Annotated in this window: 16 protein-coding genes; 2 read left to right on the forward strand and 14 right to left on the reverse strand. The window is 43.6% G+C overall.

Annotated elements, in window-relative coordinates; all coding sequences use genetic code 11:
• Positions 1-30 precede the first annotated feature (30 nt).
• Both QUA99_RS30005 and QUA99_RS30010 read right to left on the reverse strand, forming a co-directional pair.
• On the reverse strand, positions 31-162 hold the full coding sequence (locus tag QUA99_RS30005; RefSeq protein WP_333244357.1) for a hypothetical protein: 132 nt from the start codon (positions 160-162) through the stop codon (positions 31-33).
• A 165-nt stretch (positions 163-327) separates the two neighbouring features.
• A complete protein-coding gene (locus QUA99_RS30010) occupies positions 328-753 on the reverse strand; it encodes a DUF2358 domain-containing protein (protein ID WP_333244397.1) in 426 nt (141 codons plus the stop codon).
• A gap of 58 nt (positions 754-811) precedes the next feature.
• On the opposite strand from QUA99_RS30010, the gene QUA99_RS30015 reads away from it, so the two are divergent.
• The gene (locus QUA99_RS30015; protein ID WP_333244360.1) at positions 812-1,387 is read left to right on the forward strand and encodes a hypothetical protein; all 576 of its coding nucleotides are present in this window, start codon (positions 812-814) and stop codon (positions 1,385-1,387) included.
• A gap of 61 nt (positions 1,388-1,448) precedes the next feature.
• Here the strand turns inward: QUA99_RS30015 and QUA99_RS30020 are convergent, their stop codons facing one another.
• Genes QUA99_RS30020 through QUA99_RS30030 form a run of 3 tightly spaced genes read right to left on the reverse strand, consistent with a single transcriptional unit; the run spans position 1,449 to position 4,546 of the window.
• Entirely contained in the window at positions 1,449-2,072 is a 624-nt protein-coding gene (locus tag QUA99_RS30020) for an Eco29kI family restriction endonuclease (protein WP_333244363.1), read from the reverse strand.
• Positions 2,073-2,110: 38 nt separating this feature from the next.
• Positions 2,111-3,301, reverse strand: a complete 1,191-nt coding sequence (locus QUA99_RS30025) for a DNA cytosine methyltransferase (RefSeq protein WP_333244366.1) — start codon at positions 3,299-3,301, stop codon at positions 2,111-2,113.
• A 36-nt stretch (positions 3,302-3,337) separates the two neighbouring features.
• Positions 3,338-4,546: a histidinol-phosphate transaminase gene (locus tag QUA99_RS30030; RefSeq protein ID WP_333244368.1), complete on the reverse strand. Its 1,209-nt coding sequence runs from the start codon at positions 4,544-4,546 to the stop codon at positions 3,338-3,340.
• Between the two features lie 183 nt (positions 4,547-4,729).
• Here QUA99_RS30030 and QUA99_RS30035 point away from each other — a divergent pair, with 183 nt between their 5' ends.
• On the forward strand, positions 4,730-5,014 hold the full coding sequence (locus QUA99_RS30035) for a WGxxGxxG family protein (protein ID WP_333244371.1): 285 nt from the start codon (positions 4,730-4,732) through the stop codon (positions 5,012-5,014).
• A gap of 196 nt (positions 5,015-5,210) precedes the next feature.
• On the opposite strand, the gene QUA99_RS30040 is transcribed toward QUA99_RS30035, so the two are convergent.
• From QUA99_RS30040 to QUA99_RS30085, 9 genes are all read right to left on the reverse strand, one after another.
• Complete coding sequence (locus QUA99_RS30040; protein WP_333244374.1) at positions 5,211-5,918, reverse strand: ROK family protein; 708 nt, start codon at positions 5,916-5,918, stop codon at positions 5,211-5,213.
• A gap of 32 nt (positions 5,919-5,950) precedes the next feature.
• Positions 5,951-6,643: a YqiA/YcfP family alpha/beta fold hydrolase gene (locus QUA99_RS30045; protein WP_333244377.1), complete on the reverse strand. Its 693-nt coding sequence runs from the start codon at positions 6,641-6,643 to the stop codon at positions 5,951-5,953.
• Between the two features lie 301 nt (positions 6,644-6,944).
• Positions 6,945-7,430, reverse strand: coding sequence for a Spy/CpxP family protein refolding chaperone (locus tag QUA99_RS30050; protein WP_333244380.1), 486 nt, complete (start codon positions 7,428-7,430; stop codon positions 6,945-6,947).
• A gap of 19 nt (positions 7,431-7,449) precedes the next feature.
• Entirely contained in the window at positions 7,450-7,887 is a 438-nt protein-coding gene (locus tag QUA99_RS30055; protein ID WP_333244382.1) for a hypothetical protein, read from the reverse strand.
• On the reverse strand, positions 7,884-8,474 hold the full coding sequence (locus QUA99_RS30060; protein WP_333244399.1) for a sigma-70 family RNA polymerase sigma factor: 591 nt from the start codon (positions 8,472-8,474) through the stop codon (positions 7,884-7,886). Before QUA99_RS30060 ends, QUA99_RS30055 begins: the two co-directional genes overlap by 4 nt.
• 284 nt (positions 8,475-8,758) lie before the next feature.
• Entirely contained in the window at positions 8,759-9,295 is a 537-nt protein-coding gene (locus QUA99_RS30065) for an opioid growth factor receptor-related protein (protein WP_333244385.1), read from the reverse strand.
• Positions 9,296-9,479: 184 nt separating this feature from the next.
• Entirely contained in the window at positions 9,480-10,823 is a 1,344-nt protein-coding gene (gor, locus tag QUA99_RS30070) for a glutathione-disulfide reductase (RefSeq protein ID WP_333244388.1), read from the reverse strand.
• A gap of 412 nt (positions 10,824-11,235) precedes the next feature.
• The gene (locus tag QUA99_RS30075; RefSeq protein ID WP_333244391.1) at positions 11,236-12,414 is read right to left on the reverse strand and encodes a glycosyltransferase family 4 protein; all 1,179 of its coding nucleotides are present in this window, start codon (positions 12,412-12,414) and stop codon (positions 11,236-11,238) included.
• A 513-nt stretch (positions 12,415-12,927) separates the two neighbouring features.
• On the reverse strand, positions 12,928-13,635 hold the full coding sequence (locus QUA99_RS30085; RefSeq protein WP_333244394.1) for a glycosyltransferase: 708 nt from the start codon (positions 13,633-13,635) through the stop codon (positions 12,928-12,930).
• Between the last annotated feature and the right edge of the window lie 142 nt (positions 13,636-13,777).

Here is a 13,777-nt window from a genome sequence, read left to right on the forward strand (position 1 = left end):
TCAGCCTAAAAGTGTTTGGCTTCCAAGTTTTCACAACTGATAAAGAAATCCGACCCACATCTGCGGAATGTGGGATAAATCTAACAAACCAGCCGCTTCAATAACAGTCACGAGTGTTTTGAAAGAGCCGGCATTAGTGGCAGTCTCGACAATATCAGCCATGATGTTTTTGGGGAGTGCAAATAGCAGAAAATAAATCTGGGGCGGCGATCATTTTAGCAATTTACAAATAGCAGAAAATGAATCTGAGGGCTGATGATTATTTTATTCATTATAAGTTATTTGGGTGCCCGCGCCTGATGGGCCCGCGCGATCGACCTTTTTGACTTATCCTGGGCTGGCATCCTCCTCCTTGCCGAAAAACTGCTTTAAAATCTCTCCGGGAGCTCTGTCCCAGGTGTCGATATGTTCGTAAATTAAGCCGTCTTCATCCAGTTTATAAGTAGAGTAGCCGTTAAAAAAAATCCGGGCTTTCCAGGGAACCCGCAGTGTCCCGCGAACAGTCCAATTTGCCACAATAGTATCAGGGGCTGTCTGACCTACGTCGTGCAGGTCGAAGTAAATCTCGCTAAAGAATAGCTGCCCGTGAAATCGCAGAGTCCAAAAGATAATGCGATAGTTGATTTTTCCTTTAAATTTGTTAACAGGGTCTTGAAAATAAACATCTTTTGTGTAGATGTCGTAGGAGATATCTTTTTCAAAAAGCGTCGGGAGTTCCGCTTTTAGGGTGTCTACTGCTTGTTCTACCTGCATTTGATATTCGAGCGCGCTCACGCTACCACCTTGTGACAGTATTAATTTATAACTTTAAATGAATAATCTCGATCGCTGGAGTATCGCAGATTTGATACTTCATCCAGCTCTGATTTTAACTCTAGCGATATTTATCCGCGCCGGCTTTTCTGCTGACCCGGACTTGCGACATCGACACCTTGGCACCGATTTGACAGAACACCCCCACTCCTCTGACATTCTCGCAGAAATCAACAGCGGCAAGCTGTTGATGGTAGATAGCCGTCGCCGGAACGGTCTAATTTTGATTAAACGCTTCCACGCGGAGTTTGCCGGGCCAGGGGCTGCCGTTGGGGGTGCTTTTGATGTTAACTCTCAGCAGGCGATTCCCGTGGGCGATTTTTGTTTGGTTTGCCCTCAATCTCCCGAAGAAAGACAGAAAGCTTTTGGAATTCGGCGGCATTGGGTGCGGTTAATGGAACAGTTAACGGCAAAGCCGGCAGCTTTGGAACGCGCACAAATGATTTTAACTCAGTTTGAACAATATTTGGATTGGGAAACGGTGGCACAAATTCCCGATGAAGCTTTGGCACTTTTAGTAGGCGTATTTCCCGCAACCATTCGCGCGGCGCGACAAGAAAACGATCGAGGATAAAATATTTTATTTATTTCCTAATTCTAGCCTGTGGCTGCAAACTATCGAATCAGATGCCAAATTAAGGACACCCTAACTCTTCTATCATCCGCTGACAATGCTGTGTTATACTAACCGACAAAGCATCAATATCGAGCGGAGTATTCCCTACAGGAAGCTTGGTGGCAAAAGTGCGACAGAGGTGCAATCTATCCCATACAGAACGTTTTTGCCCTGCTCGCCCACTGCCAGGGTCATGTATCCCGAATCCCGATATTTCTCTATTCCAAACAGGGCTGAAGTGACGGATCAACACTGCTTCTCCCCATGAAACTAAATCGATTTCCATCGGCGCGACTTTGAAGGCAAAATCCTCAATTTTTAGATTGTCTACAGCTTCGATAGATTTTCTATGCTCTGACAAGCGTCCGTAAAGAGTGTTGCCAATAGTTGTACGCCCCGTCCGACGACCGCCCGGAGCTGCTTTACCTGCATATATTGGCAGACAGCACTTACTCAAATTTGCCTGTTTAATAAGGTTATACATTGAGAAGTCGCCCTGGTAGTACAGCAAATATGCTCCGCAATATTGGATCAAATCCTCCCTGACACGATCCAGTTCCTGAAGATTATAACAATTTTGCCTGCCACAGAAAGCGATTAAGTTTTCTTGTAAATCTGGCGGGACTCTAAATACTTCGAGCATGGAGTAAATTCTCAAATCTAAAATCTCAAATTCATTGACTACACTCTCGCTGTTCTAACTGTCTCCAGCCGCGATCTAATGCTAGAGGCAATAACTTCTGCCAAAGTGACTGGTACAGCATTCCCCAACTGCTTCATAGTTTCTGTCCAACTGTGAGGAAAGAAGTATTCGTCAGGGAAAGTTTGCAGTCTAGCAGCTTCGCGAAGCGTAAAGTAACGCACCTGTCCCGTGGGATCAACTAACATATTTTCTCCTCCAGGAACCCCGTGAACTCCTGCTTTTAAAGTTTTAGCTGGTTCATCTAACAAGCTGCCCGTATGGCCTGGATACTTTCTGGCTCCTGGTATAAAAATGTGATTTAGTACGGAGTTTTGGCTTTCTTTATTGCCTTGTTGTGGTAAGTCCGAAATGGCATCCCGCACAGTGCGCCAAGGCTGTTTTGGAGGTGGAAACAAGTTGAACTGAAGATTGAATATGCGCGAGGAAAGCTTGCTAGGTATGTCTGGACGAGCGCTTTTAGAGATTTGATTGCGCTCCCAATAATTGCCAGTCACCCATTGCTCCCAATGCAAGGCTTCCTGAGAACAAGTCGGTTCAGGAAAAGACCACTCTAATCCTAAATCCGATCGAAAACCTACAATAAAAACCCTTTCGCGCTTTTGGGGAATGCTGTAGTCTGCCGCGTTGAGTAAGCGAAACACTACACGGTATGATAGTCCGTCACCGCGACCGGCGGTATGATGCTGTTCTAACCGGGACAGGTGATGGGGCCAGTCCTCATCCAGTCTTTGTACAACTTCTGGATAAGTGAGTTGTAGGACAATATACTCAAAATATTTAGTGAAGGAGGAACGCAATAAACCTTTAACATTTTCGATAACAAATGCCTTGGGTTTGAGTTCTCGCACGGCCCGAAAAAAGTGGGGAAACATATTTCGATCGTCCTCACTCCCGCAGTGTTTTCCTCCTACAGAAAAAGGCTGACACGGCGGCCCTCCAGTTAGGAGGTCTACCCCCTCTTTGAGTTCTAGGGATGTAAAATCGAATTTAGCGATATCTGTCTCAAAAACAGACCAGTTTGAAATCGCTTTTACACCCCGCCGCTGATTTTCTCGAATTGTCTCGCAGGCATTTTTGTCCAGCTCGATAACTGCTTTGTGACAAAAGCCTGCTTTTGATACGCCTATTGCTAAGCCTCCTGCTCCGCTGAATAGTTCTACAGAGTTCATTATTAGCATTGTATTGAGCAACGGTGGATATTAATTTTAATCTAAAATCGCTGCGATTCGATCGACTGTGCGCTGATTTTCCTCGGGACTGCCCACCGTAATTCGCAAACCTCCCCCAGTATGCCGAATTAAAGTACCTCGATCTTTTAGCTGCTGCATGATGTGTTTGTGTTCAGTTTCTGCTAAATTACGATCGCCAGCTTTCACCCGCAGGTAAACGAAGTTAGCTGCACTCGACCAAACTTGCAAATTTTGATGCAGAGTTAGCGCTGCAATTAATTTGGCTCTTTCTGATAGAGTTTCGGGAATGGTTGCTAGCAATAACTGCCGCTGCGCTAGGGCTAACTCTGCTGCGGTTTGCGAGAAACTGGGAAGGTTGTAGGGGAGGCGGATTTTTTCTAAGGCGGCTGCGAGTTCGGGATGGGCGATCGCATATCCGACTCTCATTGATGCCAACCGAAAAGCTTTGGAAAATGTGCGTAAAATTATCCAATTCGGATGCTGTTGTAACTTTCCAGCTAACGTATTTTGGCTGAATTCAAAATAAGCTTCGTCAATTACTACTAATATCTGTTCCGGCAAACTTGACAACCATTCTATTTCATCACTTGTTAAAGCATTGGCTGTGGGAGAATTGGGATGAACGACAAAGACGGCGCGCACGGGGGGATTTTGATTTTGGTCGTTAGCGCAGCCCGCCCCTACGGGGGCTGCGCCAACGGAGAGGATCGCCCTTTTAGCCGCCTCGATATCGATTTCAAAATTCTCCTCTTTCCGCTGAACACTCACAACGGGAATGCCGAGGGTTTGGGCGATTATTCCATACATCGAAAAGGTGGGATTCGCTACCAAAATAGAGCCTGTACCGCCTAAACAAGTAGCTATTAAGATGGATCTAATTAGTTCGTCGGAACCGTTGCCCACAGAAATATTGTCGCCTGTAATGGCTGTTTTTGGCAGTGTAATCCCCCCTAGCGGGGGGATTGTGATTGATTCATTGACGTATTGGGCGATCGCCTCTTTGAGTGCTGCGTGGCCTCCGTCGGGATAGCGATTTGTCTCAATTAATTGCTGGTAACTCCAAGCTAGCTTTTTTTTTAATTCCTCTGGTAAGTCGTAGGGGCATTCGTTGGTATCGAGGCGATCGATCGCACTTTCCGAGTGCGCTGGTTCTCCTGACGCGCCGCCCGGATGGGGAGTGTATGCGGTAAGTTCGGCTAAATCTTTTCGGATAAAGGGAAGCATGGTATAATTTACGACTTTTTATTTTAGATAATCTGCTGACAAGCATCTGAACTTAGCATAGAGCTTGTTCTATCTCGAAAGCAAGAGGAGAGGGGGGATGTAGTTTCTGTCGATCGATTGATGCGTCGGCTCCGGCAAATTGATTACTTTGATAAAGTAACTGCTGATATTTGGAGACCGAGTATGAAAGTCAAGCTTTCCGATATATCTAAAAATACCGCTGCTACCCTGATAGCTTGGAGTTTGGCTGTTCTCCCTTCAGCTATGCCTGCCTCAGCTCAAACGGAGTCAGCTCCGGCCCAGAACAATACTGATTCTAATGGAGTTGTTCTAGACAGAACTCCATTTCAAGAAAGCAAAAAAGACAACAATCATTGGGGTGCTTTGGGTTTGTTGGGCATCCTCGGTTTAGCGAATCTGTTTCGCAAGGATGAACCCAAACGCTACCGCGATCCGATGGGAGAATAATTTTTAAAATGACGATCCTCTTCGTTGGCGTAGCCCCCGTAGGGGCGGGTTCCGCTAACGCACAAGCCAAAAACCAAATCAACCGTCGTGGATTCAGAAACCGGGTTTTTTACCGAAAGATTGGATTATTGCCTTTAATCCGAGCAAAAAAACCGGTTTCTTTGATATTGATGGCCATTTTTGCCACAAAGTTTATTCAATCGCGCCACAAAGCAATGCCGCCCAACAAACCGCTCACATTGGGTACTATTTTAACCTGCGGCGGTAAATCAACAACAATCTTCTTAGTATTGCCGCCGCCGATGTAAATGCGATCGCAGTTAAAGAGATTTTGTAGAGAGGCGAGTGCTTTTTCCAGGCGGCGATTCCATCTTTTGGAACCCACTGTATCTAATGCCAAACGACCTAATTGCTGTTCGTAAGTTTCCCCTTTGCGAAACGGGTGATGTCCCAATTCTAGATTTGGCACCAAGATACCATCAACAAATAAGGCAGAACCGAAACCTGTGCCAAGGGTAATTACTAATTCTACACCTGTTCCAGCAATAGCTCCCAATCCTTGAATATCGGCATCGTTAGCCACTCGCACAGGTTTTCCCAAGCGATCTTTGAGAGTAGTTTGCAGGTCAAAATCTATCCAAGAAGGATCTAAATTTACTGCGGTTTTGATGATGCCACCAGAGACGACGCCGGGAAAACCGACGGATACTCGGTCAAATTCCCCTTGTCCGCTGGCTAAAGAGGCGATCGCCTCTAGTACGGGTTCCGGTTTCGGCGGTTGAGGCGTTTCTAAACGGCTGCGTTCTGTTTGCGGTTGGCCTTCATCGTCCAAAACCATAACTTTGATGCCGCTTCCGCCAATGTCAACGGCTAAGGTGCGAGTCGATCGATCTTGTTCAGTCATTTGATTTTTGAGACTTGCAAGTTGGTCAAATTTTAATGTTTGAATTGGCAAAACTTTTGAATCGCTTCCCAAATTTCCGCTAGGACATTTCCCAAAGAATGATCGTCTTCTAATTCGATTAATTGCACCCAGGGACGGTTAGCGGCAAAATTTCTGCTAGCTTGAATCGGTATTATTGTATCATGCTTGCCGTGAAGAATTAACGTAGGCACTGAACGCATTAATTTTTGTTCAGGGTATTGAGCCATATCTGCCAAAAACTGATAATTCAGCGGCAGATAACGCTGTTCGCCGTAGTGGTAAACGGGCAAATATTTCTCAGACTGCCACTTTTCTAACTGTTGCTGTCCCAACAGTGGCAGCCAGTGGGAGATAAATTCAAAAGCCGGTGCTAACAAAACTATTTGGTTTACTGACAATTGTCGCTGGGCCAACCAAGCCGCTGTCAGTCCCCCAAAACTAGACCCAATTATGGTGACTCCCCCTAGATTTTTTACATTTTCTGTGGGAGATTGGGAGGATTCGGTGGGCAAAAATTCTGTTTCTATTTGGTTTAATTGGCGGGTGAGAGTGAGACCCGAAAAATCGTTTTGATTGAGATCGGGAGTTTTTAGGTCAATTCCTAGGTAAGAAAAGCAATCTCGGAAATATTTAGCCTTAGCTGAATCGGGACTTGAAGCAAAGCCGTGTAAATAAATGTAACTCGAATCGTGCTGTAGATTCATCCAGAAAATTTTATGTATGAGACTTTTCAACTCATTATTTTAACTTAATATGAGTTATTAAATAAAAAATAAAACATTAAGTAGATGAACTGATATACTGATAGTCCGAAGAAATCAAGCACTGGCACGTATTTAAATTGCTGCGTTTTTAGACTGCTTTTCTCAAAAGACAAAGCCATCCCATAGATTTGAGAAAAGCTGGGTTTCTATATGCAGGCGTTTATTGATGTCTACCTGCTGACAGTGAAAATCGCAGAGTGCGTATTGCACACCCTGCGATTCACTCAAAACTACTCGTCAATTACTGCGGTTTTTGACCGTTTTGCATCCTGTTTCTAGCAGTTTCTCGGCGCTGCTGCATCAGTTGAGCTAATTGGCTGCGCTGTTCGGGCGTGAGCACTTCTCGCATTGCGAGTGTACTTTCAAATTGCACCTCTTCCAACTGCTGCCTCAGACCGATTATTTGACGGTGTTTTTCCCGTATTTCGCTGGCATTTGCCGTGCCGGACATCATCGTTTCTAATTCTTGTCTGGCTTGGCGGACTGCTTGCATCCGCTGGGAAACTTGGTCTTTGTAGCGATCGCGAACTGCCTGCATTTTTTGCTTTTGGTCGGCACTTAAATTCAGTTTCTCAAACATCCCACCTTCCTTACCCGCGGGTCGATTGGGACGCTGATTTTGGGCAATTGTTTCCGGTTCTAGGGGATTGGGAACTGCTATTGCTGCGGCTGTGCTGCCGAGAGTCAGCATTAAAACGGCTAGGGCAGAAATGCGACGAATTGACATGAAAATTACCTCTTTGAGATTAGTTATTTGTTAGCGGTTCGCTGTCAGCACTCTGGCTGAAAGTCAACCAGTCTGTTTGCGAGCGATCGGTCATATTTTTTTCGCTAGAATCATGCAGTACACCTTCCCAGTTAGTGACTAAAAATGCTTCTAACTTAGCTGTTTCATTATCTGGCAATTGTGCAGTCTCAAACGCACGGTAGCCCGACCAAAAAACTAGCAAGCCAGCGGCTATCGCAGAAGGAAAAACCCATTTGCGAAAACCGATCGTTCGCGATCTTTTGCTAGACAGGGTAAATTGCGACTCTCCTAGATAATTTAGCTTTTTCGCACCCGCCTCATTCCTATCTATTGCTGCTAAAAGTTTTTGGTCAAAATCGGGCGCAGCTTCTGGAAGGTTTGGGCGATGTTGCTTCAAGAAATTAACTAACTTTTGGTCGCTGCTTGGGTTATTCATAGCTCGCTGACACCTTCTTTTTGCAAAAATTGCCGCACAGCATTTCTGGCATAAAACACGCGAGATTTGACAGTCCCAGCAGGTAGTCCCAAAATTTGGGCTACTTCTTTTTGCGGGATGTCTTCTAAGTCGTGCAGCACCAAAACGCTGCGGTGTTCAAAGCTCAATTGATCCAGTCCCCGCTGCACTAAATCTTGATAGTGCAACTGCATCAATTCCGATGTGTTATCTTTGAGAATAACCCCATCCATTACTTCTTGATTTTTGAGCTGGGAGTCAAAAAAATGCTGTTTAGCAAATGCTTGTCTTTGGTCGGAAGCCACATTCCAAGTGATTCGATAAAGCCAAGTAGAAAAATTTTCCTGGTGCTTGAGTTTGGGCAATCCTTTCCAGACTCGCAGGAATACTTCTTGTGCTAAATCGTCAAGAAGCGAGGGGCCGCAGAGTTGATAAAGGGTTGACCTGACTTTGTGTTGGTAGCGTTTGTAAAGGTAGCGAAAGCAAGTGCGATCGCCCTTTAAACACTCAGCAACTAAGTCCGAGTCGGAACAGTCATCGGTTAAAACATTGGCTGACACACCTAACACCTGTGAAGTCTCCCCCACCAGTTCGTTATCTGAAGTGTTTAGACAGGACGATCGCGAAAAAGGTTCAAATAATTTAAAATATTATTTTGAGCATGAATCCGCTTGGGGCGGAAAACTGCACCAATGTCAGCTACAGCCAAGATGCGTGTTCCACTAAAATTCAATTTTCTTGTGGGCCGTTGCTCCTAGCCCGCCCGTAACAGGCTTTCGGGCCTGTTTCACAAAAATTCAATTTTCTTGTGGGTCGTAGGGTTGGCTATAGCGGTAAGTCCCAAATATCGATTCTAACTATTTACAGCTTTTTTCCAATAAGTATAAGTTTCTAAACCAATACTTGCTTTGTCTTCGTTATATATCTCATCTAAACATTTGAAAAGAGCTAAAGCGTAATTTTTTAATCCCAACTCTGTCAAACTTGTGAGAATCCTAGTCAGCCGCAGGTAGTTGTGATTAAATTTTTCAATCCACTCTCTGTTTCTTGACAAATATTCCTCGGATTTGGCAATTACAATTTCTGCTTTTTCCCCTTCGCGGCATTCCAACCCGTAAAACGCCAGCATGACATTGAACGAATGGAGTAAGCGATTTCTCAACTCTTCACTTGTTCTAAAAGCTTGAATCACCTCATCATTTAAAGTAGGAGCACTGGAATTAAAGCGACTCTTTTCTCTCAGCGGAAACAGCCATTGAATGTAATTGTGCACCGATTCCAGCTTCTGGTAATCCCACGACCAAATATCCTCGATCGCCCGACCTTGCGAATCCGGCTGCTGACCGAGATAGAATGCTAAAATTTTGTTTTGTTTGGTTGAATCACTCATTAATAAGTTGTGTTGTATCTAAATTGTGTTTTTGGGCGGGCGGGACGCCCACCCCACAACCAGAAAATTTAATTTTTGTGTGGAACAGGCATCCTGCCTGTTATTCAAAATAGTTTTTTTGAGTCGGTTTGAACCGACTTTAGCTATTAGCCAGGGACTTAAGTCCCTGGCTGCTTCGCCCTGTTTACCGCAAAGTAACAAACTCTTCAGCAGTCGATGGGTGAATGCCAATAGTCGCGTCGAAGTCTTTCTTCGTAGCTCCCATATTAACAGCGATCGCCATTCCTTGAATAATCTCCCCGGCGTCTTTCCCCACCATGTGCACGCCCAAAACTCTGTCAGTATTAGTCTCAACAACTAACTTGACAAAAGTCTTTTCATCTGCACCTGTCAAAGAATGAAACATCGGTCTAAACTTGGCTGTATAGCACTTAATTGATTCGGGAAACTTGGCTTTAGCCTCCTCTTCTGTTAAGCCAACTGTAGCTGCTTCCGGCTGTGAAAATACTGCTGATGCAACATTTTCGTGACTGATCGATCTGGGATTGTTACCAAATTCAGTATCGGCAAAAGCGCGTCCTTCGGCGATCGCAATTGGCGTTAAATTGATGCGGTTGGTGCAATCTCCGACTGCAAAAATGTGCGGCTGGCTGGTGCGGCTGTCTTTGGTAACTGCGATCGCACCTTTATCGGTTTCTACTCCCGCATTTTCTAAACCCAATTTTTCCAAGTTTGGCAAGCGCCCGGTAGCGCACAACAGCGCGTCTACTATGAGCGTTCCTTCGGATTTTCCCGACAGCGTTAATTTTAAACCTTCTGGGGTTTTCTCAATTTGTGCGATCGAGCTTTCTGTCAAAAATTCAACTCCGTGCTTAACCATTCCTTCTTGGACGTTGGCGCGAATTTCTGCGTCGAAGTAGTGCAGAATTCGATCGCGCCGGATGATTTGAGTTACTTGACTTCCCAACCCGTTCATGATGCAGGCAAATTCGACGCCGATGTAGCCGCCACCCCAAATTGCCAACCGTTTTGGTTGCTCTTTTAGCAGGAATATTTCGCGGGAAGTAATCGCGTGTTCGATACCGGGAATGTCGATGCGATGGGCTTCTCCGCCGACAGCGATTAAAATTTTGGCGGCGGTGATTTTTCTGTCACCAACTTCGACGGTGTGGGGGTCGATAAATTTGGCGTATCCTGAAATTAATTCTACTCCGGCTTTTTCGAGAAAGCTGATGTGCAGTTTGCTGAGTCGGCGCACTTCTGTGTCTACCGTGGTGACGAGTTTTTCCCAGTCGAAGCTGCTTTCAACTAAGCTCCAACCGTAGCCCACCGCATCTTCGTAAAGGTGCGAAAATGTTGAGGCGTAAACCATCAGTTTTTTGGGAACACAGCCGCGAATTACGCAGGTTCCGCCTACTAAGTCGTTTTCGGCGATCGCCACTTTTGCTCCGTAGGATGCTGCTCGCTTGGAACTCGCCAATCCGCCGGAACCTGCACCTATCACAAACAAGTCGTAATCGTATGTCATAATTGTGTTACCAACAATCTCCAACTTCCCAAGTTTACGCTTAACTTTTCTTAATCATAGCTCAAAAATTTTGCCTTTTTTTTTCGAGGCGATCGTTTTACTTTTTACCCTTGACATGATATTATTAATAATGGAAATACGTGCCAAAATATTAAGATTACTCGCACTCCCATTATTAGATTATACATCAAGCGATCGCCAAAAAACATATCAAAATGTGAATTTTTTTTTCCGTGGCTCGGCAGATAGATAGATGGTGAGCGATCGCTAGCAGAACCTTCTATAGATGAGCAAGTAGCGAACACGCTCCAACGCTTGGGGTTAAGAACTTTGAACGAACCCTAGCTGGTGCCACTGCCAAACTCAACCTCTGCTCCTGACGGCTAATGATTAAGAGGCTTGCAGACCCTTCCTAAGATGTCAAATGGGTTCTATACTCCTGTAATCTTTTCGACGCAAACTGCAAAACTTGGTCGGCGCGATTATCCCAGGTAAAATGTTGTACCTCCTGAAAAGCACGTTCAGCAATGGTACTCGCTAAAAGGGGATTTTTAAATAAATTGACTATAGCTTCTTGAAAAGAAAGAGGGTTATCAGGCTCTGCCAATAGAGAATTTTCTCCATCTCTAAGGACTGTCATTATATTAGGTAATGCTGAAGCAACGATGGGTTTTTTTACAGCCATATATTCAAAAAGTTTAAGAGGACTAGTTACCTCAGCTAATTTCCAGGATTTACTAGTAGGCAGAATCAAAATATCTGCTGCGTATAAGTATGAGGCTAATTCAGATTGGGGTACATGACCGATAATGAACACATTGCGTAAATCTTCTTTTTGAACATTTTCTTTGACTCTGTTAATATCATCAACCCATCCTCCCACCAAAACAAATTTGTATTCTGGCATCATACGAGCAATCTTTAAAATCGTTGGAATCCCTTTTGTATCATACAAATGACCTGAGTATAGGATAATTTTTGCATCCAATGGAAGAAATATCTTTTGCCTAGCTAAATCTTTCTCCTGATAAGGTAGAAACATATTTAGCTCCACAGCACTATGAGCAACTAATACCTTGTCTGGGGATAAACCTAGTTGGATATAGTTTTCAGCTAATCTCGATGAGATGGTAACTATACCAATCAGATTTTTATCTTTTAATAATTTTAATTGGAAAAAATCTTCTGTAATTGGTTCATGACACTCATATAAAACAGGTTTACCAATTTTTAGTAGTAGCTCGACAACTCTACCTGAACGAGTGTAAATTAAAGAAGGTTTTTTAAAGCAAGCATATATAACTGCTAATTTGCAGTATAATTTATCGTCATATGTTTGAGACAAAGGATAGTTGACTGGAAAGTAACGTGGTATGCGTATTAATTTATAACACTCTTGCAGTCCATAAAAATTTTGAAATTCAATATCCATACCCTTACCAATTGACCAGATATCTCCGCTAGTTAGTAACTCGAAATCTTTAATTCTTCTAGAAAAAGCCTGAGACATTTTAGCAATTTGCCCAGTGTGAGCCCACAGAGAAGGCAAGTTGCCGGGGGATATATAAATAATTGATTTTAAGGTCACCATTTGAGTATTGTAATCGCCGTATCGGCTCAATAAGTTGGGGTAAGGAACGCACAGTAGGAAGACTTGCTAACATTCGATTTCATGAGAGTTAACTATAGCGGTTTTCAGTTGGATGCAATACAATAACCACAGTGCTGAAACCAACCTAAAATATCGATTAAACTAACAGTTTCACTCATCTTCTGTAATAGCTTTATCTAAGAGGATGTCTGAAAAGTAAGAAAGCCGACGTAACGGTATTCTGTCAGTAGAAAAAATACTTAAGTATGACAGCGTTACGAGAGCTATGAATCAATCGTACCCAAGTAACTTGACTTCTCAACTGGTTGGTTCAATTGGTGTCGGCGACTAAGCAAAGATTATGAGGTACTTCCAGCAAACCACAGAAGCATTTATTTATGTTGCAATGATTCGTTTAATGCGAGAAACTTCTTGTGTAACTATCATCACTTCCTCAAAACTTTTCAGACATCCTCTCAGCCTCGTACCTGAATTATTACAATTCTCCTAAAACTAGGAGGTTATACAAAGTTCATTAAAAACAGACAAATAATTACGTGCTACTAGCTCCATAGTAAATTCTTGTTCTGCTTTCTCACGAGCGCGAGCGCAAAGTTTTTGATGCCGCTCTTTGTCCTCAATTACCCAAGCAATTCCATTTGCTAAGTCATCCCAACTAAAACATTTTGCTCGATATCCATTGTTTTGGTGTTCGACAATATCTTTTAAACCCGTTGAATCAAAAGAAACTACAGGCGTACCGCAAGCAATAGACTCCATAACAGTTAATGGTAAATTGTCTTCAATCGATGGCACAATCATTACATCAGCAGATGAATAGAGAATTGCAAGCTTATTCTCATCAAAAATTTTACCTAAGTAGTGTACCTTAAAACCTAAATCTACTGGATTTTCGGGTTGAGATGCACCAAAAACAATCAGTTCTATTTTATCTTTCCACCCTGATTGACTCAATTTTTGCAACGCCGATAGCAGCAGATGGAATCCCTTTCTCTTATTGGCAGTTGCGGCGATTGCTCCAAATAGAATTAGTTTCTTATTTTGCGGTATGCTAAGTAAATTTCTTGCAGTTTGGCGATCGCACGGTTTATATGTGTCAATATCTACCCCGTTGGGAATCATTCTAATATCACAATTTTGAAATAGCGAACTAGATTTGGCACATTCAGCCAGCCATTTGCTAGGAGTGACGATCGTCATGTTTAAATTTTGCCATGCTTTAGCTTTGTGCTGCCAAACCCAGCGGGATAAATCCCAGCTTTTGTTAAGCTGCTACGCAGCTAAACCGGATAAAATAGCATTGCCTTTATTTTTGATTTTTCGCTCCCATTTAATAACCATT

The organism is Microcoleus sp. F10-B2 (assembly GCF_036704965.1).
In the GTDB taxonomy this organism is placed as follows: domain Bacteria; phylum Cyanobacteriota; class Cyanobacteriia; order Cyanobacteriales; family Microcoleaceae; genus Microcoleus.

What these genes read in the sequence shown, in the direction of transcription:
- QUA99_RS30005 (WP_333244357.1), bottom strand. Translation starts at nt 162, where the DNA reads ATGGCTGATATTGTCGAGACTGCCACTAATGCCGGCTCTTTCAAAACA.
- QUA99_RS30010 (WP_333244397.1), bottom strand. Translation starts at nt 753, where the DNA reads ATGCAGGTAGAACAAGCAGTAGACACCCTAAAAGCGGAACTCCCGACG.
- QUA99_RS30015 (WP_333244360.1), top strand. Translation starts at nt 812, where the DNA reads ATGAATAATCTCGATCGCTGGAGTATCGCAGATTTGATACTTCATCCA.
- QUA99_RS30020 (WP_333244363.1), bottom strand. Translation starts at nt 2,072, where the DNA reads ATGCTCGAAGTATTTAGAGTCCCGCCAGATTTACAAGAAAACTTAATC.
- QUA99_RS30025 (WP_333244366.1), bottom strand. Translation starts at nt 3,301, where the DNA reads ATGAACTCTGTAGAACTATTCAGCGGAGCAGGAGGCTTAGCAATAGGC.
- QUA99_RS30030 (WP_333244368.1), bottom strand. Translation starts at nt 4,546, where the DNA reads ATGCTTCCCTTTATCCGAAAAGATTTAGCCGAACTTACCGCATACACT.
- QUA99_RS30035 (WP_333244371.1), top strand. Translation starts at nt 4,730, where the DNA reads ATGAAAGTCAAGCTTTCCGATATATCTAAAAATACCGCTGCTACCCTG.
- QUA99_RS30040 (WP_333244374.1), bottom strand. Translation starts at nt 5,918, where the DNA reads ATGACTGAACAAGATCGATCGACTCGCACCTTAGCCGTTGACATTGGC.
- QUA99_RS30045 (WP_333244377.1), bottom strand. Translation starts at nt 6,643, where the DNA reads ATGAATCTACAGCACGATTCGAGTTACATTTATTTACACGGCTTTGCT.
- QUA99_RS30050 (WP_333244380.1), bottom strand. Translation starts at nt 7,430, where the DNA reads ATGTCAATTCGTCGCATTTCTGCCCTAGCCGTTTTAATGCTGACTCTC.
- QUA99_RS30055 (WP_333244382.1), bottom strand. Translation starts at nt 7,887, where the DNA reads ATGAATAACCCAAGCAGCGACCAAAAGTTAGTTAATTTCTTGAAGCAA.
- QUA99_RS30065 (WP_333244385.1), bottom strand. Translation starts at nt 9,295, where the DNA reads ATGAGTGATTCAACCAAACAAAACAAAATTTTAGCATTCTATCTCGGT.
- gor (WP_333244388.1), bottom strand. Translation starts at nt 10,823, where the DNA reads ATGACATACGATTACGACTTGTTTGTGATAGGTGCAGGTTCCGGCGGA.
- QUA99_RS30075 (WP_333244391.1), bottom strand. Translation starts at nt 12,414, where the DNA reads ATGGTGACCTTAAAATCAATTATTTATATATCCCCCGGCAACTTGCCT.
- QUA99_RS30085 (WP_333244394.1), bottom strand. Translation starts at nt 13,635, where the DNA reads ATGACGATCGTCACTCCTAGCAAATGGCTGGCTGAATGTGCCAAATCT.